The following is an 18,651-nucleotide window of genomic DNA, read 5'->3' as shown; positions in this document are numbered from 1 at the left end:
GAAAAAGCCGAAATTTTGCTGCTTCACCGCGCTTGAACTGGCTGCCGCTCCAGCCCCCACTAATGCTCTACTACCTCTTCGATTTTTTGCACCGCCATTATAACGTTCCGGGCACGGGTGTATTCCAGTATACCTCGTTCCGGGCGGCCATGGCAGTGGTTACCTCGCTTATCATCGCGCAGCTGTTTGGCAAACGGCTGATTGCCATCCTGCGCCGCAAGCAAATCGGCGAAACGGTGCGCGACCTAGGTCTGCAGGGCCAGCTGGAGAAAAAGGGCACCCCCACCATGGGCGGCCTGATTATTCTGCTGGCCATTCTGGTGCCCACGCTGCTGTTCGCCAAGCTCGATAACATCTACGTTATCCTGATGATTTTGAGTACAGTATGGCTCGGCCTAATCGGTTTCGTCGACGACTACATCAAGGTGGTGAAGAAGGACAAGGAAGGCTTGGCCGGCCGCTTTAAAATGCTGGGCCAGATTGGCCTAGGGCTGACGGTGGGCTGGGTGTTGTTCTTCAGCCACGACGTAACGGTGCGCCAATACCTGCTCCCGAACGGCCAGATTTCGGCCGTGGATGCCAGCCGCGTGTACCAGGACGTGAAGCTGATGATTACCACCATCCCGTTCGCCAAAAACAACGAGCTGAACTACGGCGACTTGTTTGCCACGGCCGGCGACTTTTTCAACGAGTACTACGCCTTCTTCTACATTCCCATCGTGATTTTCATCATCACGGCGGTATCGAACGGGGCCAACATCACCGACGGCCTCGACGGCCTGGCGGCGGGCACCTCGGCCATTATCGGCACCACGCTGGGCATTTTCGCCTTTGTATCGGGTAACGCTGTGCTGGCCGATTACCTCGACATCATGTTCATCCCGAACGTGGGCGAGCTGACGATTTTCTGTACCGCCTTCGTGGGAGCGTGCGTGGGTTTCCTGTGGTACAACTCGTACCCGGCGCAGGTATTTATGGGCGACACCGGCTCGTTGGCCATCGGCGGCATCATCGCTGTGCTGGCCCTCATCGTGCGCAAAGAGTTGATCATTCCGGTACTCTGCGGCATTTTCCTGGTCGAGAACCTTTCGGTAATGGTGCAGGTGAGCTACTTCAAGTACACCAAGCGCAAGTACGGCGAAGGCCGCCGCCTGCTGCGCATGTCGCCGCTGCACCACCACTACCAAAAGCTAGGCTACCACGAATCCAAAATCGTGTCGCGGTTCTGGATTGTGGGTATCATGCTGGCAGTACTGACCCTTGTGACCTTGAAATTGCGTTAGGTTATGGCCGACTTGACTGCTATGAGGCGCTTGCTGGCGGAAACGGTAGTCGAGAAATCACCTAGCGAAGTCTTGGGCTTGGTACAGCGGTTTCAAAAGCTCGTGTGGAACGACCAGTTTTCTGTTTCCGAAGCACAAGCCGAGTTATTGAGAGAGTTGGCCTACGATCTGGATTTCTTCGAGCCGGATGATAAACTACGTAACGATGATCCTAGCTACTACGGCATGGATAAGCTAAAGGAAACCGTACTCGAGGCATTAGAACGAATCAATAGCGAATAGAATGAAACTGGTAATCCTAGGTTCGGGCGAAAGTGGGGTGGGGGCGGCGCTACTCGCGCAAGCCAAAGGGCACGAGGTATTCGTGTCGGACGGCGGCGCGCTTAAGCCTGCCTACAAGGAGAAACTCGACAAAGCCGGTATCCGCTACGAAGAAGGCACGCACACGCTGGCGGAAATCCTGTCGGCTGACGAAATCGTGAAGAGCCCGGGTATTCCGGAAAAAGCGCCGGTAATGAAAGCCGTGCGCGAGAAAGGGATTCGCGTTATCTCCGAAATCGACCTGGCCAGCCGCTATACCAAAGCTCGTAGCATTGCCATTACGGGCACCAACGGCAAAACCACCACCACGCTGCTTACCTACCACCTGCTAAAAGAGGCTGGTTATAAGGTAGGCCTGGCCGGTAACGTTGGCCATTCGTTTGCCGAACAGGTTATCGAGGATGCGTTCGACTGGTACGTGCTGGAGCTGAGCTCTTTTCAGCTCGACGATACCTACGATTACACGCCCTCGGTGGCGGTGCTGCTGAACATTACGCCCGACCACCTCGACCGCTACGATTACTCCATGCAGAAGTATGCCCAATCCAAGCTGCGCCTCACGCGCAACTTGGATAGCAGCAGCTACTTCATCTACAACGCCGACGACCGCGTGATCGAGCAGGAGTATCAGTCGGTATTTGTGGATACCAACGATTTACCGTTTACCCTGCAGGAGCACCCCGAGCGGCGTTGTGCAGCGTACTTCACCTCCGAAACCACCTTGCGCCTCGACATACCGCACGTGCAGAACGACGGCTACGAGGAAGTAAGCATTGCCCGCTCGCCGCTGATCGGGCAACACAACCGCCAGAACCAAGCCGCCGCCATTATGGCCGCGCGGGTAGCCGGCGTTTCGGTGGAGCAGATTGAGGCCGCGCTGCCTAGGTTCCACAACGCCGACCACCGCCTGCAACCCGTGGGCGAAATCAACGGCGCGCGGTTCATCAACGATTCCAAAGCCACCAACGTGGAGGCCGCTTGGTTTGCCCTCGACGGCGTGAAAGCCCCGCTGATTTGGATTGCGGGCGGCACCGACAAAGGCAACGACTACAGCACGCTCGTGCCGCTGGCCCGCGACAAAGTAAAGGCGCTGATTTGCCTAGGTGCCGACAACGCCAAACTGCGCGCGGTGTTTGGGGAGGTAGTACCGCACCTGGAGGAAACCCAGGACGTACGCGAGGCCGTGCGCCGCGCCGCCCAGCTGGCCCAACCCGGCGACGTGGTGCTGCTCTCGCCCGCCTGCGCTTCGTTCGATTTGTTCAAGAATTACGAGGACCGCGGCCGGCAATTTGCCCAGGCAGTGGCGGAATGTGGGGGCGCGTCGCACGCACCCGCTATCGGTTAAAGTATATCCCAAACCCAATGGGCACGTGCAACGCGCCCCTACCGCCATGGAACCCATCAAAAACTGGCTGCAGCGCAACCTAAAGGGCGACCCTATCCTGTGGGCCATTGTGCTGATGTTTTCGGTCATCAGCATTTTGGTGGTGTACTCGGCCACCGGCACGCTGGCTTACAAGAAGATGGGCGGTAACACCGAGTACTTCCTCATCAAACACGCCGGTCTGATTTTCGTCGGGCTGTTTTCGGCGTGGCTGGCGCACCTCGTCGATTACCGGCACTACTCGCGCTGGTCGTTGTACGCGCTGCTGGCCTCGGTACCGCTGCTGCTGTTCACGTATTTCTTCGGGGGTACTACCGTAAACGACGCTTCGCGCTGGCTTACCATTCCGGTCATCAACCAAACGTTTCAGCCTTCCGACTTGGCCAAGCTGGCGCTGATTTCGCACCTAGCCAGCATGTTGTCGCGCCGGCAGCAATACATCGAGAACTTCAAAACCACGCTGCTGCCCGTAATGATCTGGGTAGGGGTTATCTGCGGCATCATCGTGCTGTCGAACGCCTCCACGGCGTTGCTGCTGTTCTTCACCTGCCTGCTGCTGATGTTCATCGGCCGCGTGCCCATGAAGCACATGCTCCTGACGGTGGTGATTGTGGTTTCCCTAGGTGGCGTGGCCCTTACGGCCGGGCAGCGCTGGGGCACGGTGCAAAAGCGCATCGAGTCCTTCACCGACAAGTCGAAGCCGGTGCCGTTTCAGCTCGAGCACAGCTACATCGCCATTGCCACGGGCGGCCTTACCGGCAAAGGCCCTGGCAAAAGCACCGAGCGCAACATCTTGCCGCACCCGTATTCCGACTTCATCTACGCCGTAATTATTGAAGAATACGGCTTTGCCGGGGGCATCGGTATTCTGTTTCTGTACCTGGCCTTTTTGTACCGCGGGCTGATTACCGTGATGCGCAGTTACGGCGCTTTCGGCGGGCTGCTTTCGGCCGGGCTGAGCTTTAGCCTGGTGTTGCAAGCCATGGTGAACATGGGTGTGGCCGTGGGCCTAGGTCCGATTACGGGCTTGCCGCTGCCCATGCTCAGTATGGGTGGTACTTCGCTTATTTTCACCGGTATCAGCATCGGTATTATCTTAAGCGTGAGCCGCGGCGAGCGGGAGCTTCGGCCCATGACCGGGGAACCCGATGATGCGCCCCGGATTCCGAAACAAACCGCTTTTGCTTAATTCTGAAGGTTGAATTCTGAATGCTGAAATAACACCGCCTCGCCTCAGCGTTCAACTTCCGAATCCTTTTTCCATGTCGAATTCAGAATTCAGCATTCCTACTTCAGAATCGCCGCAGACCTCGGCTTCTTGCCGCGTTATCATCAGCGGCGGGGGCACGGGTGGGCACATTTTTCCGGCCGTAGCCATTGCCAACGAGCTGCGCCGCCGCCGCCCCGATGCCGACATTCTGTTTGTGGGCGCCAACGGGCGCATGGAAATGACGCGCGTGCCCGAAGCCGGCTACCGCATTGTGGGCCTCGATATTTCGGGGCTGCAGCGCCGCCTCACGCCACAAAACCTGCTGTTTCCGGTGAAGGTGTTTCGGGCCGTGCGCAAAGCGGGCAAGCTGCTCGAGCGTTTCCGGCCCGATGCCGTAGTGGGCGTGGGTGGCTACGCCTCGGCGCCGGTGCTGCTGGCCGCCACGTCGCGCGCTATTCCGGCCCTGATTCAGGAGCAAAATTCCTATGCCGGCCTCGTAAACAAGCTGCTGGCGCGCCGCGTCGATAAGGTTTGTGTGGCCTACGAAGGCATGGAGCGCTTCTTTCCGCAGGAGCGGCTGGTGCTTACGGGCAACCCCGTGCGGAGCGAAATTGCCGGCGGCAGCCGTGAGGAGGCCCTAAAGTTCTTTGGCCTCGATCCGGCGCGCCCGGTGCTGCTGGTGGTTGGTGGTAGCCTAGGTGCCCGCACCCTCAACCAAGCCACGGCAGCGGCCCTGCCGCGCCTGCGCGAAGCCGGGGTGCAGCTGCTCTGGCAAACGGGCAAGCTTTACTACCCCAATGCCGAGCAAGAAGCTGCTCCTTTTGCCGCCGCCGGCCTGCACGCGCTGGAGTTCATCAAACGCATGGATCTGGCCTACGCCGCCGCCGATGTAGTCGTCAGCCGGGCCGGTGCGCTGTCGGTTTCGGAGCTTTGCCTCACGGGCAAGCCGTGCGTGCTGGTGCCCTCGCCCAACGTGGCCGAAGACCACCAAACAAAAAATGCGCAGGCATTGTCCTCGCGCTCTGCGGCTTTGCTGGTAACCGATGCCGAGGCCCCGCAAAAGCTCTACGATGTGGCCCTGGATTTGCTGCGCGACCCCGCCCGGCAAGCCGAGCTGCGCCGCAACATCCTGCCCCTTGCCCGCCCCGATGCCACCACGGCTATCGTTGACGAGCTGGAAATCTTAATCGAACGCCAACGCGCCCTAGCAGCCCGATGAACCCTGTAGCTCAGTTTCCCTACGTCTACTTCCTAGGTATTGGTGGCATCGGCATGTCGGCGCTGGCGCGCTGGTTCCGGGCCAACGGCCACATTGTGTGGGGCTACGACAAAACCCGTACGCCACTCACCGAAGCGCTGCAGCGCGAGGGCATTCATGTGCACTACAACGACGACCCCCTCAGCATCCCCACCGAAGTACGGGTAAACCCCGATAAAACGTTGGTGATTCTGACGCCGGCTATGCCCAAAAACCACCAGGAATGGGCCTGGCTGCGCGAGAACAACTTCAACATTCAGAAGCGGAGCCAGGTGCTGGGTTTGCTGACCCAGGGCCGCCGCACGGTAGCTGTGGCGGGTACGCACGGCAAAACCACTACGAGCAGCATGGTAGCCCACTTGCTGCACCACGCTCACATTCCCGCTGGCGCTTTCCTAGGTGGTATCTGCGTCAACCTCGATTCGAACCTATTGCTGCCTCCTGCCGAGGCCGGGTCCGAAGTACCTGTGGTGGTAGAAGCCGACGAATACGACCGGTCGTTTCTGACCTTGCACCCCGATGTGGCCATCGTAACGAGCACCGATGCCGACCACCTCGACATTTACGGCGAGCAGTCGGCCTTGGTCGAGTCGTTCCGGCAGTTCGTGAGTCAGATCAAGCCCGGCGGCACGCTGCTGCTCAACCATACGGCCGACCAAAGCCTGGCTACGGCTGTGCAACCCGGCGTGCGTGTGCTGCACTACGGCCTCACGCCCGAGCAAGGCCCCGATTTGCATACCGGCCACATTCAGGCCCAAGGCCACAAGTTTCACTTCGACTTGCTGGCACCTGGCTTAGGGGATGTACGCGTGCCCGGCTTGGAGCTGCCGGTGCCCGGTTACCACAACGTAGAAAACCTGCTGGCTGCTGCCGCCGCGGCCAGCATGGTAGGCTTGCCCTGGGAGCAACTACCCGAAGCCGTGGCTGCGTACCGCGGGGTGCACCGCCGCTTTGAGTTTGTGCTCACGAAAGGGGAGGAGCATGCTTTCATTGATGATTACGCCCACCACCCGCGCGAGATTGAGGCCTTTCTGCGCTCGGTGCGGGCCTTGTACCCGGGCAAGCGCATTCGGGCCATTTTTCAGCCGCACCTTTATACCCGCACCCGCGATTTTGCCGAGGGGTTTGCCCAAAGCCTAAGCCTGGCCGACGAGGTTATTCTGCTGCCTATCTACCCAGCACGCGAGCTGCCCATCGAAGGCATCGAATCAGACATCATCTTCGAGAAGCTTACCAACACCCGCAAAGCCCTGCTCTCGAAGGAGCGCCTGCTGCAGGTAGAAAGTGCCTACGGCGACGAAGATTTTGAAATAGTGACGACCATTGGCGCAGGCGATATCGACCAGCTTGTCCCGGAATTGAAAAAAATTCTGAACAATAAGTGGTATGGCGCTGAAGCGTAAGGCAAAAAATGTACTTTTCGTTATTGGTAGCCTGCTGCTAATGACGGCTTTAACGGTATTTGCCTCGGTGCGGCAAACCAACCGCCCCGTGGGTTCGGTAATTGTTTCGATTGGTAACGAGTTCAATAATTTCTTCATAAGCGAACAGCAAGTGACGGCATTGCTCACGCGCAACGGTAATCAGCAGCTGGAAGGCGCCGAGCCACAGGACCTCGACCTGCGTGCGCTGGAAGGCCGTCTGAAAACCCACCCGTTTGTGAAGGATGCTCAGGTGTACCGCGACCTAGGCGGCAACCTGCACGCCGATGTGCGGCAGAACCGCCCGATTGCCCGCTTAGTGCACCCCGAAGCCGACAAAGACCTGTACGTGGATGCCGACGGCCAAACCTTGCCGCTGTCGATGCTTTACTCGGCGCGCGTGGTGCCCATTGCCCGCGTAGGCGGGGCGCCGCTGAGTGCCCAGTTCTTCCAGGATTCTACGGGGCAGCGCTACCTCCAATTCCTGCGCTACATCGACGAGCACCCGTTTTGGCGCGCCCAGGTGGCCGAAGTATTCGTGTCGCCCAACGGCAAGCTGACGTTTACCCAGCAGGTGGGCGACCAGCGTGTAGAATTTGGATATCCTGAGAATATTTCGGAAAAATTCGCGAAACTCATGGTATTTTACCGCCAAATTCCGCCAGCTTTAGGATGGGATACGTACCACCGGGTTAATGTGGAATTCCAGAATCAAATAATTTGCGAATAGAAGGCCGTTGAAACTATCTGATTTTCCGGCAATTTGCTTTCTCCCGACCCTCAACACCGCTTTACCCGCCAGCCATAACCTCCATGCAGCACGATAAAATTGTAGTAGGTCTCGACATTGGCACCACCAAAATTTGCGCCTTGGTGGGCCGAAAAAATGAATTCGGCAAACTCGAAATTCTCGGCATGGGCAAAGCCGTGTCGGAAGGTGTGGTGCGTGGTATTGTTTCGAATATTGATAAGACCGTTGATGCAATTAAACGTGCTATTCGGCAGGCCGAAGAGCAATCCGGAATTAACATCGGAATTGTAAACGTAGGCATTGCCGGCCAGCACATTAAGTCGTTGCAACACAACGGCTCCATTACGCGGGCCTCGGCCGATAGCGAGATTACGCAGGAAGATGTGATGCGCCTCACCAACGATATGTACCGTTTGGTGACGCCTCCGGGCTCGGAGATTATCCACGTAATGCCCCAGGATTACAAGGTGGATTACGAGGAGAACATCATGGATCCGGTGGGCATGTCGGGCGTGCGCCTGGAGGGCAACTTCCACATCATCACGGCCCAGAGCACGGCCATCAACAACATCAACAAGTGCGTGACCAAGGCTGGTCTCGAAATCGATAACCTGATTCTGGAACCGCTGGCATCGTCGATGTCGGTGCTGTCGGATGAGGAGAAGGAGGCTGGCGTGGCTCTGATCGATATCGGCGGCGGTACCACCGATCTGGCTATCTTCAAGGATGGTATTATCCGCCATGCGGCCGTGCTGCCGTTTGGGGGCAACATTATCACCTCCGACATCAAGCAAGGCTGCATGGTGATGCAAAACCAGGCCGAGCAGTTGAAGGTGAAGTTCGGCAAAGCCATTGCGGAAGAGGCTTCGGAGTACGAAATCGTGAGCATTCCGGGCCTGCGCGACCGGGCGCCGAAGGAAATCAGCCTGAAGAATCTGGCTTACATCATCGAGGCCCGCATGGAGGAGATTCTGGAGCTGGTGTACGCCGAAATTCAGCGCACCGGCTTCGAGAAAAGCCTGGCGGCTGGCATTGTACTGACGGGTGGTGGCTCGCAGCTGCAAAATCTGGTGCAGCTGACCGAGTACATCACCGGTATGGATACCCGCATTGGTTACCCCAACGAGCACCTGGGCAAATCGCGCATCGAGGCTGTGAAGTCGCCCATGTACGCTACCACGGTGGGCCTGGTGCTGGGCGGCTACCGCTCGCTCGACGAGCGCGGCTCGCGCCAGCAATACGACGAATACACCATGACGCGCCCGCACGAGGCCCCGGTTCGGCAGAATACCCCGCCGGCAGCCCAGCCTGCGCAGGCCCAGCCGCAAGCCAAGCAGCCGGAGCAACCCAAGCAGCCCAGCAAGGCCGCCGGTTTCCTGCGCGACATTATCACGAAGACGAAAGGCCTTCTTATCGACGATTTCGACGACAAACAGTACTAAGTCAGTGAACAATGATCAGTTGACAATGAGCAAAGTAGAAGCGAGCTTGCGGTAGCTGCCGAGTTCGTACGTAAATTGCTCTCCGCTCAATTGTTCATTGATCATTGTGAATTGATCATTGACCCAACCTGCCATGGATTTCAAATTTGATATCACGCCCCAAAGCAAGTCCATCATCAAGGTGATTGGTGTGGGTGGCGGCGGCTCCAATGCCGTCAACCACATGTACTCGCAGGGGATAAAAGATGTAGAGTTCGTTATCTGCAACACTGATAAGCAGGCGTTGCAGAGCTCGTCCGTACCGAACCGCCTGCAAATCGGCGTTGATCTGACGGAAGGCCTAGGTGCCGGCGCCAACCCGGAGCGCGGCAAGCAGGCTGCCATCGAGAGCCGCGAGCAAATTCGGGAGCTGCTGAGCAACGGCACCAAAATGGTGTTTATTACGGCTGGTATGGGCGGTGGCACCGGCACGGGTGCCGCGCCGGTAATTGCCAAGGTGGCCAAAGAGCTGGGTATCCTCACGGTGGGCATCGTAACGGCGCCGTTTATGTTTGAGGGCCGCAAAAAGCGCCAGCAAGCCGAAATGGGTATCCGCGACCTGAGCGATAACTGCGACACGGTGCTCGTTATCCTCAACGATAAGCTGCGCGAGATGTACGGCAACCTGCCCATCCGTTCGGCTTTCGCGAAGGCCGATAACGTGCTGAGCACCGCTGCCAAGTCGATTGCCGAGATTATTACCGTAACGGCCGACGTGAACGTGGACTTTGAAGACGTGAAAACCGTCATGAAGGACTCGGGTGCGGCCGTAATGGGCAGCAGCATCACCGAAGGCGAAAACCGCGCCCGCCGCGCCGCCGAAGAGGCCCTGGCTTCGCCGTTGCTGAACAACACCGATATCCACGGCGCGCAGAAGATTCTGCTCTCCATCATGTCGGGCGACCAGGCCGAACTGGAGATGGACGAACTGACCGAAATCACGGAGTACATCCAGGCCAAAGCCGGCCAGGATGCCGAGGTTATCTTTGGCCACGGCATCGACGGTACGTTGGGTCAGAGCATCCGCGTGACGGTAATTGCCACGGGTTTTGCCCGCGAAGCACACAGCATCACCATCATGAACAGCTTGTCGCGCGAGGTGGAGCCTTCCTCCAAGCCCGAGCCGGTGGTAGTGCCCGATCCGCAGATTAACCTGTTCGACAAGGATCGTCACGAGCCCATCGGCATGCGCCCGGTGGTGCCCACCCCAACTCCGGTAGTGGTGCCGCCCGCGCCGGTAGCCGCTACGCCAGTGGCTGCCGTGGAGTACCCGGCCGTTACGCCGCCCGCAGTTCCCGAGCAGCCCCAGGCCCGTTTCGACCTAGAGCAGTCGCCCTCGCCGTTTGTGCCGCCCGTGGTATACCCCGCACCCTCGGCACCCGAGCCCTTGCAAGTGGTGCAGCATATGCCCGCTGCCCCGGCCGAGCCGCTGCCGCAGGCAGTTCCCGCTCGTCCGTCGTTGGATGCCCGGGCCGAAGAGCGCCGCCGCCGACTAATGGAGCTAAGCAATGGCTTGTCGTCGGATGCAGTGAAGGAGCAAATGGAAGTGCCTGCGTACCTGCGCCGGCAGGTGAAGCTGGAACCGGTGCAGCCTTCGTCGGAGCGTAACATCTCGCGCTTCAACCTTTCCGACGACAACGAACTGCTCGGCGACAACCGCTTCTTGCACGATAACGTGGACTAACCCACGTACCCGCGACTTAACCCAAAGCAAAGGCCCCGCCGATTAATCGGCGGGGCCTTTGCTTTGGTGCTATGTGCCAACCACGACAGCCTCGCATCATTACTTGTGAAGAGCGTAACAATGCAGCTGCACCTAGGCCTGCTGAAACCGGCAACCCGAATACGTTGCTGCGCACCATAAGGGCGCATAATTTCAGCTAGCAACAGCCTGGCCAGAACAAGACGTAGGTGGCATGGGTAGTGCTCACCACCATTAACACGCAGTGGCTAAAACCGGATAAGCTCCTCGGCTTGCTGGCGCAGCAAGTCCTGAAACAGCGGGTGCTTCAGCTCGCCTTCGCGCGTCAGGTGCTCCTCAATGTTGGGTAGGCGCACACGTAACGGCAACACTGCTGTGCCCAGGTACATCAGCACGTCGCTTAGGTGCGTAAGGGCCAGCAGCCCACCCTGCGCACCCGATGATAGCCCTACCAGCGCTGCCTTTTTGTTGCGGATACCGCCTGGGTACGGTAGCCCATCGATGAATGCCTTGAGCACGCCCGGATACGAGCAATTGTATTCGGGCACCACAAACACCAGCTTATCGGCCTGGCTAGCCAGGCTAGCCAAACGGTTGAACTCGTTGTTGCGGCCGGCATGGTCGTAGAGGGCCGTCGAAATAAAATCGGCGGGCAATTCGGCCAGGTCGAGCAGTTGTGCCTCGGCACCCAGGCCTTGCAGCGTGGCCGCGTACAGGTTGCTCAGGAGGCGCGCCCGCGAGCGGGGCCGGTTGGTACCGGCAACAATGGTAATCATCTGATCAGAAGCAAAACGATAAGGCCTGAGGCAACGGCGCCCTAGGTGATATGGCGCGCCGCAATGCCAGGCAGGCACGGCAGGGGCAAAAGAAAAGCGAAACGGAGGGCCGTTTCGCTTTTCCGCTTTCGCAGCACTTAACTACTAAGTGCTACGCAAGGTTATTGGAAGTTGCTTTAGCCGCCAGGAACTCGCGGTTCAGGATGGCAATGTTTTCGAGCGAGATGCCTACCGGGCACTCGGCTGCGCACGAGCCGATGTTCGAGCAAGCACCGAAGCCTTCCTTGTCCATCTGGGCCACCATGTTCTCAACGCGGGTTTTGCGCTCTACCTGACCCTGGGGCAGCAGCGCCAGCTGCGACACCTTGGCCGATACGAACAGCATAGCCGAAGCATTTTTGCAGGCTGCCACGCAGGCACCGCAACCAATGCAGGTAGCGGCGTCAAACGCACGGTCGGCAATGTTCTTCGGAATCGGAATCTCGTTGGCGTCGGGTACACCACCGGTATTTACCGACACGTAGCCGCCAGCCTGGATGATGCGGTCGAAAGCCGAACGGTCAACGCTCAGGTCTTTGTTCACGGGGAAGGCAGCCGCACGCCAGGGCTCGATAACGATGGTGTCACCGTCGCTGAACTTGCGCATGTGCAGCTGGCAGGTAGTCGTGCCGGGCTCGGGACCGTGGGCACGGCCGTTGATGAACAGGTTGCACGAACCGCAAATACCCTCGCGGCAGTCGTGGTCGAAGGCAACGGGCTCCTCGCCTTTGTGGAGGAGGTCCTCGTTGAGCACGTCAAGCATTTCCAGGAACGACATTTCGGGCGAAATGTCGCGCACCTGGTAGTCAACCAAGTTCCCGTCGGTGTTGCGGTTGCGCTGCCGCCACACGCGCAGGGTGAGGTTCATGGGTTTGGCATTCGGGTTATTACCGGCCATTGTATTTCTGAGGTATTAGGTCTTAGGAACTTAGGTGTTAGGGCAGGGAAGAGGGTGAATTTAACCCCTAAGTCCCTAAGCCCTATAACCTTACTTGTAGCTACGCTGCGTAAGCTTCACATTCTCGAAGCTAAGCTCCTCTTTGTGGAGCGCTTCGGGCACGTTGTCGCCTTGGTATTCCCAAGCGGCCACGTAGGCGAAGTTGTCGTCGTCGCGAAGGGCTTCGCCTTCGGGCGTCTGGTACTCCTCGCGGAAGTGGCCACCGCAGCTTTCGTTGCGGTTCAGGGCGTCGTCAACCATCAGCTCACCCAGCTCCAGGAAGTCGGCCACGCGGCCGGCGGCTTCCAGTGTCTGGTTCAGCTCTTCGTTAACACCAACCACTTTCAAATCGCTCCAGAACTCCTTGCGCAGCTGCTGAATTGCCTGCTTGGCAAAGCGCAGGCCCTCGGCCGTGCGGGCCATGCCGCAGTACTCCCACATGATATGACCTAGGGCCTTGTGGAACTCGGTGGGCGTGCGGTTGCCGTTGATGCTCATGAACTTGGCAATCCGCTCGCGCACCTCGGTTTCGGCCTGCTGGAAGGCGGCGTGCTCCGTGGTTACGGGCTTGGGTGCCGTTTGGGCCAGGTAATCACCCAGGGTGTAGGGAATTACAAAGTAGCCATCAGCAAGGCCCTGCATCAGTGCCGAAGCACCCAGGCGGTTGGCGCCGTGGTCGGAGAAGTTGCACTCGCCCAAAGCGTACAGACCCGGCACGGTGGTTTGCAGGTTGTAATCAACCCACAGGCCGCCCATGGTGTAGTGCACCGCCGGGTAAATGCGCATCGGCTGCTGGTAAGGGTCTTCGCCGGTAATCTTCTCGTACATGGCAAACAGGTTGCCGTACTTCTGGCTTACCCAATCGGCGCCGTTGCGCTTGATGGCGTCGGCGAAATCGAGGAAAACTGCGAGGCCCGACTGGCCTACGCCACGGCCCTCGTCGCACATCATCTTGGCGTTGCGCGAGGCTACGTCGCGGGGCACCAGGTTACCGAAGGCCGGGTATTTGCGCTCCAGGAAGTAGTCGCGGTCCTCTTCGGCAATGTCGTTTACGTTGATCTGGCCAGCGCGCAGGCGCTCGGCCGTTTCCTTGGTTTTAGGCACCCACACACGGCCGTCGTTACGCAGCGACTCCGACATCAGCGTCAGTTTCGACTGGTAGTCGCCCGATACCGGGATACAGGTGGGGTGAATCTGCGTGAAGCAGGGGTTGGCAAAGTAAGCTCCCTTTTTGTGCGCGCGCCAGGCGGCGGTAGCGTTCGAATACTTGGCGTTGGTGCTCAGGTAGAACACGTTACCGTAGCCACCGGTGCACAGCAGCACGGCGTGGGCCGCGTGCGTCTGGATTTCGCCGGTAATCAGGTTCCGCGTTACGATGCCGCGGGCCTGGCCGTCAACCACCACCAGATCGAGCATCTCGGTGCGGGTGTACATCTTCACCTTGCCGTAAGCAATCTGGCGCGACAGGGCCGAGTAGGCACCTAGCAGCAGCTGCTGGCCTGTTTGGCCGCGGGCGTAGAACGTGCGGCTTACCTGCGCGCCACCAAACGAGCGGTTGGCCAGCAAGCCGCCGTATTCGCGGGCGAAGGGAACACCTTGCGCCACGCACTGGTCGATGATGTTTACCGATACCTGCGCCAAACGGTACACGTTGGCTTCGCGGGCGCGGTAGTCGCCACCTTTTACTGTATCATAGAACAGGCGGTACACCGAGTCACCGTCGTTCTGGTAGTTTTTAGCAGCGTTGATGCCGCCCTGCGCAGCAATAGAGTGCGCGCGGCGGGGCGAATCGTGGAAGGAGAAGGCCTTTACGTTGTAGCCCAGCTCGGCCAGCGAGGCGGCGGCCGAAGCGCCGGCCAAGCCGGTGCCCACCACGATTACGTCGTACTTCCGCTTGTTGGCGGGGTTTACGAGCTTAACGTTGAACTTGTGCTTTTCCCATTTTTCGGCCAAGGGGCCTTCGGGAATCTTCGACTCCAGTTTCATTAGTTGAGCGCGAGGTTAATGGTGTCCACCAACGGCTTCACGGCCCACACAGGCTGATAGTTGTCGTCGGTCAGAAAGTAGAAGTACAGCGGCATGATGGCAAAGCCAGCCGCTACCAGAATGGCAAACGCGTAGCCGGTGTAGGTAATGGCCGGGGTATACTTGCGGTGGGTGAGGCCCAACGTCTGGAAGGCGCTTTTGAAGCCGTGCACCAAGTGAAAGCCCAGCGCAATTTGCGCGGCCACGTAGAGCACCACGTACCACCACTGCTTAAACGACGACGCCACCAGCGTAAACAAGTCGTCGTTGTTGTTGATGTCCGGGTCCAGCTCGCCGAAGCGCGCCCGGTAGAAGAAATTGTAGAGGTGTACCAGCAGGAAAATCAGGATAATGGTGCCCAGCAGGCCCATGTTGCGCGACTGCCAGGGCGAGTTCTGCTCGTTGTGGTTGACGACGTAGCCCTGGGCGCCGCGGGCGGCTTTGTTGCGGACGGTGAGCATGTAGGTTTCGTAGATGTGAAACACGAAACCCGCCACCAGCACAATTTCCATCACCCGAATGACCGGGTTGGTGCCCATAAAGTGGGAATAGATGTTGAAAGCAACACCGCCGTCGTTCTTGAACAACTGCAAGTTGCCAACCAAGTGAACGACAAGGAACGAGCACAGGAACAAACCCGTGACGGCCACAATGATTTTGCGGCCGATGCTGCTGGTAAGCGCTTTGCTAAGCCAACTCATAGGGGAACGAAAGGGTGAGAAAATGGTCGGTTGTACCGGTCAAAGGTACTGCCCGACCCGGTACGAAACAATGTAACCTAAGCCGAACAGTAATTAAGCCCGGAAGCTAGCCAAACCACCTAGGCTGTTGAACCGTTACACACATCGTACTATTGTACTAACCCAACCTGTACGGTTTTTGTTAGGTTGCTCGCGGATTTTTCCGCATCTTCTTCACCTCTCGCCGACGCTTCCAACGGACTAGCCATATGACGCTTCCGCTACTTCATAGCCGGGCTTTCCCAAAGCTCGCTACCCTCCTGACGGTATTTGCACTGTGGCTGGTGGCCGGGCAGGCAATGGCTACGCACATCCGCGCAGGCGACATCCAGGCCCGCGCCGACCCCAACAACCCGCTGCGGATCATTTTTCAGATGATCATCTACACCGACTCCCGCTCGCCGGCGGCGCAGGATGAGACGGAGACGATATTTTACGGCGACGGCACCACCAGCGGTGTAAACGCCATCAGCGTGGCCAGCCGCACGAACATCGGCAACGATATTCTGCGGAACGTTTACAATTTCGAGCACACCTACAACGCGCCGGGCAGCTACTTCGTGAGCTTTATCGGCGAGAACCGGGCCACGGGCATCCGGAACATGCAGGCCTCGGATGCGCAGAACTTCTACATCCACACGCGCATCACCATCGACCCGATTGTGGGGGCCAACAACTCGCCGGTACTCAACGCGCCGGCCGTTGATCGGGCTACCGCCGGGCAGGTGTTTCTGCACAACCCCGCCGCCTCCGACCCCGATGGCGACTCGCTGTCGTACCGACTGGTGGTGTGCCAGCGCGAGCCGCGCGGCGTAGTGGGCATTACCACGGCCACCACCAACCGCAACCGGCCCCAGCCCACGCCCGTGCCGGGCTATGCTTACCCCAATGAGCAGAGCGTATCGCCGGGGGGCGTGCAGGTGCCGTATGCCGGCCCGCCCGCGGCGCAGGTAGGGGAGCCGGCCATCCTGGTGATTGACCCCCGAACCGGGCAGCTGGTGTGGAATGCGCCCAGCCTCCGCGGTATCGGCGACTACAACGTGGCATTTATTGTAACGGAGTGGCGGCGCGATGCCAACGGCGGCCGACGCATTATCGGGGAGGTTATCCGCGATATGCAGATTACGGTAGTGGCCTCGAATAACCAGCGCCCCACGGTGTTTGTACCACGCGACACCTGTGTAATAGCAGGAGCCACCATCACGCGCACCATCACCGGCACCGACCCCGATAACCATACCATGCAGTTGCAGGCGTTCGGAGGGATTTTCCCGCCGGCTACGTTCCGGCAAACCATCAGCCGGCCCGGCTACGTGGCCGGCGTGTTTCAGTGGACGACGAGCTGCTCCGACGTAGCCTCCGACCCCACGCAGGTAGTGTTTAAGGTGCAAGACCAGCCGCCCGGAGCTACCTCGCCGCTGATTGACGAGCGGCCGTGGCGCATTACGGTGGTAGGGCCGCCGCCGGCCAACCTGGTGGGCCGGCCGCAGGGTGGCTCCATCGTGCTCAACTGGGACCGGTACATCTGTTCCAACGCGTCGCGCATTCTTATTTTCCGGAAGGAAAACACGTCCTCATTCCGGCCCGGGCCCTGCGAAACCGGTATTCCGGCCAGCGCCGGCTACACCCAAATTGGCTCGGTAGCCAGCAACGTGGTTTCTTTCACCGACGACAACGGCGGCCGGGGGCTTGATCGGGGCAAAACCTACTGCTACCGCATCTACGCCGAGTTTCCGCGGCCGGCCGGTGGGGCCAGCATTGCCTCGCGGGAAGTGTGCGTAACGCTGGAGGGTCGGGCGGCGCTGTTCACCAACGTTACCGTCGACCGCACCGACGCGGCCACCGGGCAGATCACCGTGAAGTGGACCAAACCGGTCAGCTCGTCGGGTTTTAACCCGCCGGTGGGCTACCGCTTGTTCCGCGGCGAAGGCCAGAACCCCTCCACGGGCGGCTACACGCTCGTCCGGACCATCAGCAACCTCGACGATACGGTTCACGTCGACACGAACCTCGACACCGAAACCAAGGCCTACACCTACCGGCTCGAGTTCTTCAGCAACGTGTCGACGCAGCCCAACTCGGCGGCCATTGTGGAGAATGCCGGTCCGGCCAGCAGCGTGCGCCTCAACGGCGTGGCCAATGCGGTGGGCAACTCCATCAAGCTTAATTTCACGTACAACGTGCCCTGGGATAACAGCCAGCGGCGCACGCGCATTTACCGCCGCAACCCCGGTGCTACCGCTTTCACGCTGATTGCGGATACCGTGGTGACGCGCACCAGCGGCACCTTTACCGACCGGGGCACCGCGGCCCAGCCGCTGCGCAAAAACCAGACGTACTGCTACTACGTGGAAACCGTGGGTACCTACGGCGCGCCCAATTTGCCCAGCAACCTCGTCAACCTGAGCCAGGTGCGCTGCGTTACGCTGGCCTCTATTCCGTGCCCGCCGGTGCTCACGCTGCGCCCCATTAATTGCGACAGCGTAGCCGCTGCGCTGCCGCGCGGCGGGCAGGCCCGCTACAACAACTACCTGCGCTGGACGCTGGGCAATACCCCCGCCGATTGCGGCCGCAACATTGCCTTCTACCGGGTGCTGTTCCGGCCCACCGAGGAGGGCGAGTTCACGGAAATCGGCCGCACGCCGGTGCAAAGCTTCGTGCACCGCAACCTGGCCTCGGCGGCTGGCTGCTACGCGGTAATTGCCGTCGACTCGGCCGGCACTTCGAGCGTGCAGAGCAACATCGAGTGCCAGGATAACTGCCAGATTTTTGTGCTGCCGAACATCTTCACGCCCAACGGCGACGGCCGCAACGACACCTTCAAGCCCATCTTCGCCAGCCCGGTAACCCGCGCCAAGGTGCAGATATTCAACCGCTGGGGCGCGAAGGTGTACGAGGGCACCGCCTCCAGCGACCTGACGCTGTGGAACGGCGGCGGGGGCCGCGGCAACGAAGGCGGCGACACGGGCGCCCGTGCATCGGCCGGCACTTACTACTACCTGATCGAAGTGGAGTTTGCCGACCTCAAGCGAACCACCCGAATTTTTAAAGGCTGGGTAGAGCTGATGCGGTAAAAGCCCTCAGCAAGTGTTTCGAAACGGGCTGCCGACCACCGGCAGCCCGTTTTTTTGTGCCCCGGCCCTAGGTGCCAACGGGCTGGCTGGGTGTAGGCAGCCAAGGCACCTCGGGGCAGGCCGGCCCAAACGGCTCCGGGCACCTAGGGCCGGGCCATCGGTTTTGCGCATAAGGCCCTGATTGCGCACCTTGCGGCCTGTTTAGCCGCTGCTAAACCGGGCCGCGTGCCCGCCACCGTTTCTTCCATC

Annotated in this window: 14 protein-coding genes; 10 read left to right on the top strand and 4 right to left on the bottom strand. The window is 59.5% G+C overall.

What is annotated here, in order from left to right; translation table 11 throughout:
* The first annotated feature begins 62 nt into the window (after nucleotides 1-62).
* The 9 genes from mraY to ftsZ all read left to right on the top strand — a co-directional run bounded on the left by mraY (nucleotide 63) and on the right by ftsZ (nucleotide 10,793).
* Entirely contained in the window at nucleotides 63-1,283 is a 1,221-nt protein-coding gene (mraY, locus tag OIS50_RS08895) for a phospho-N-acetylmuramoyl-pentapeptide-transferase (RefSeq protein WP_264694000.1), read from the top strand.
* A gap of 3 nt (nucleotides 1,284-1,286) precedes the next feature.
* Complete coding sequence (locus OIS50_RS08890; RefSeq protein WP_264693998.1) at nucleotides 1,287-1,565, top strand: hypothetical protein; 279 nt, start codon at nucleotides 1,287-1,289, stop codon at nucleotides 1,563-1,565.
* A 1-nt stretch (nucleotide 1,566) separates the two neighbouring features.
* Nucleotides 1,567-2,949, top strand: a complete 1,383-nt coding sequence (gene murD, locus OIS50_RS08885; RefSeq protein ID WP_264693996.1) for a UDP-N-acetylmuramoyl-L-alanine--D-glutamate ligase — start codon at nucleotides 1,567-1,569, stop codon at nucleotides 2,947-2,949.
* A gap of 46 nt (nucleotides 2,950-2,995) precedes the next feature.
* Nucleotides 2,996-4,177, top strand: coding sequence for an FtsW/RodA/SpoVE family cell cycle protein (locus tag OIS50_RS08880; RefSeq protein ID WP_264693995.1), 1,182 nt, complete (start codon nucleotides 2,996-2,998; stop codon nucleotides 4,175-4,177).
* Nucleotides 4,178-4,250: 73 nt separating this feature from the next.
* A complete protein-coding gene (gene murG, locus OIS50_RS08875; RefSeq protein WP_264693993.1) occupies nucleotides 4,251-5,417 on the top strand; it encodes an undecaprenyldiphospho-muramoylpentapeptide beta-N-acetylglucosaminyltransferase in 1,167 nt (388 codons plus the stop codon).
* Complete coding sequence (murC, locus tag OIS50_RS08870) at nucleotides 5,414-6,859, top strand: UDP-N-acetylmuramate--L-alanine ligase (protein ID WP_264693991.1); 1,446 nt, start codon at nucleotides 5,414-5,416, stop codon at nucleotides 6,857-6,859. The genes murG and murC overlap by 4 nt, the downstream gene beginning before the upstream one ends.
* Nucleotides 6,860-6,899: 40 nt before the next feature.
* Nucleotides 6,900-7,607 (top strand): cell division protein FtsQ/DivIB, encoded by a 708-nt coding sequence (locus OIS50_RS08865; protein WP_264693989.1) that lies wholly within the window; start codon nucleotides 6,900-6,902, stop codon nucleotides 7,605-7,607.
* 83 nt (nucleotides 7,608-7,690) lie between these two features.
* A complete protein-coding gene (ftsA, locus tag OIS50_RS08860) occupies nucleotides 7,691-9,070 on the top strand; it encodes a cell division protein FtsA (RefSeq protein WP_264693987.1) in 1,380 nt (459 codons plus the stop codon).
* A gap of 133 nt (nucleotides 9,071-9,203) precedes the next feature.
* On the top strand, nucleotides 9,204-10,793 hold the full coding sequence (gene ftsZ / locus OIS50_RS08855; RefSeq protein WP_264693985.1) for a cell division protein FtsZ: 1,590 nt from the start codon (nucleotides 9,204-9,206) through the stop codon (nucleotides 10,791-10,793).
* Nucleotides 10,794-11,059: 266 nt separating this feature from the next.
* Here the strand turns inward: ftsZ and OIS50_RS08850 are convergent, their stop codons facing one another.
* The 4 genes from OIS50_RS08850 to OIS50_RS08835 form a co-directional block, all read right to left on the bottom strand.
* Complete coding sequence (locus OIS50_RS08850) at nucleotides 11,060-11,587, bottom strand: NADPH-dependent FMN reductase (RefSeq protein WP_264693983.1); 528 nt, start codon at nucleotides 11,585-11,587, stop codon at nucleotides 11,060-11,062.
* A 151-nt stretch (nucleotides 11,588-11,738) separates the two neighbouring features.
* A complete protein-coding gene (locus OIS50_RS08845) occupies nucleotides 11,739-12,494 on the bottom strand; it encodes a succinate dehydrogenase/fumarate reductase iron-sulfur subunit (protein ID WP_264693981.1) in 756 nt (251 codons plus the stop codon).
* Nucleotides 12,495-12,614: 120 nt separating this feature from the next.
* The gene (locus OIS50_RS08840; RefSeq protein WP_264693979.1) at nucleotides 12,615-14,549 is read right to left on the bottom strand and encodes a fumarate reductase/succinate dehydrogenase flavoprotein subunit; all 1,935 of its coding nucleotides are present in this window, start codon (nucleotides 14,547-14,549) and stop codon (nucleotides 12,615-12,617) included.
* On the bottom strand, nucleotides 14,549-15,289 hold the full coding sequence (locus OIS50_RS08835) for a succinate dehydrogenase cytochrome b subunit (RefSeq protein ID WP_264693977.1): 741 nt from the start codon (nucleotides 15,287-15,289) through the stop codon (nucleotides 14,549-14,551). The genes OIS50_RS08840 and OIS50_RS08835 overlap by 1 nt, the downstream gene beginning before the upstream one ends.
* A gap of 248 nt (nucleotides 15,290-15,537) precedes the next feature.
* Between OIS50_RS08835 and OIS50_RS08830 the strand changes: the two genes are divergently transcribed.
* Entirely contained in the window at nucleotides 15,538-18,402 is a 2,865-nt protein-coding gene (locus OIS50_RS08830; protein ID WP_264693975.1) for a gliding motility-associated C-terminal domain-containing protein, read from the top strand.
* The last annotated feature ends 249 nt before the right edge of the window (nucleotides 18,403-18,651 follow it).

This window comes from Hymenobacter sp. YIM 151858-1 (genome assembly GCF_025979705.1).
Taxonomy (GTDB): domain Bacteria; phylum Bacteroidota; class Bacteroidia; order Cytophagales; family Hymenobacteraceae; genus Solirubrum.
This window is presented reverse-complemented; position numbering and strand designations above follow the sequence as displayed.

What these genes read in the sequence shown, in the direction of transcription:
- mraY (WP_264694000.1), top strand. Translation starts at nt 63, where the DNA reads ATGCTCTACTACCTCTTCGATTTTTTGCACCGCCATTATAACGTTCCG.
- OIS50_RS08890 (WP_264693998.1), top strand. Translation starts at nt 1,287, where the DNA reads ATGGCCGACTTGACTGCTATGAGGCGCTTGCTGGCGGAAACGGTAGTC.
- murD (WP_264693996.1), top strand. Translation starts at nt 1,567, where the DNA reads ATGAAACTGGTAATCCTAGGTTCGGGCGAAAGTGGGGTGGGGGCGGCG.
- OIS50_RS08880 (WP_264693995.1), top strand. Translation starts at nt 2,996, where the DNA reads ATGGAACCCATCAAAAACTGGCTGCAGCGCAACCTAAAGGGCGACCCT.
- murG (WP_264693993.1), top strand. Translation starts at nt 4,251, where the DNA reads ATGTCGAATTCAGAATTCAGCATTCCTACTTCAGAATCGCCGCAGACC.
- murC (WP_264693991.1), top strand. Translation starts at nt 5,414, where the DNA reads ATGAACCCTGTAGCTCAGTTTCCCTACGTCTACTTCCTAGGTATTGGT.
- OIS50_RS08865 (WP_264693989.1), top strand. Translation starts at nt 6,900, where the DNA reads ATGACGGCTTTAACGGTATTTGCCTCGGTGCGGCAAACCAACCGCCCC.
- ftsA (WP_264693987.1), top strand. Translation starts at nt 7,691, where the DNA reads ATGCAGCACGATAAAATTGTAGTAGGTCTCGACATTGGCACCACCAAA.
- ftsZ (WP_264693985.1), top strand. Translation starts at nt 9,204, where the DNA reads ATGGATTTCAAATTTGATATCACGCCCCAAAGCAAGTCCATCATCAAG.
- OIS50_RS08850 (WP_264693983.1), bottom strand. Translation starts at nt 11,587, where the DNA reads ATGATTACCATTGTTGCCGGTACCAACCGGCCCCGCTCGCGGGCGCGC.
- OIS50_RS08845 (WP_264693981.1), bottom strand. Translation starts at nt 12,494, where the DNA reads ATGAACCTCACCCTGCGCGTGTGGCGGCAGCGCAACCGCAACACCGAC.
- OIS50_RS08840 (WP_264693979.1), bottom strand. Translation starts at nt 14,549, where the DNA reads ATGAAACTGGAGTCGAAGATTCCCGAAGGCCCCTTGGCCGAAAAATGG.
- OIS50_RS08835 (WP_264693977.1), bottom strand. Translation starts at nt 15,289, where the DNA reads ATGAGTTGGCTTAGCAAAGCGCTTACCAGCAGCATCGGCCGCAAAATC.
- OIS50_RS08830 (WP_264693975.1), top strand. Translation starts at nt 15,538, where the DNA reads ATGACGCTTCCGCTACTTCATAGCCGGGCTTTCCCAAAGCTCGCTACC.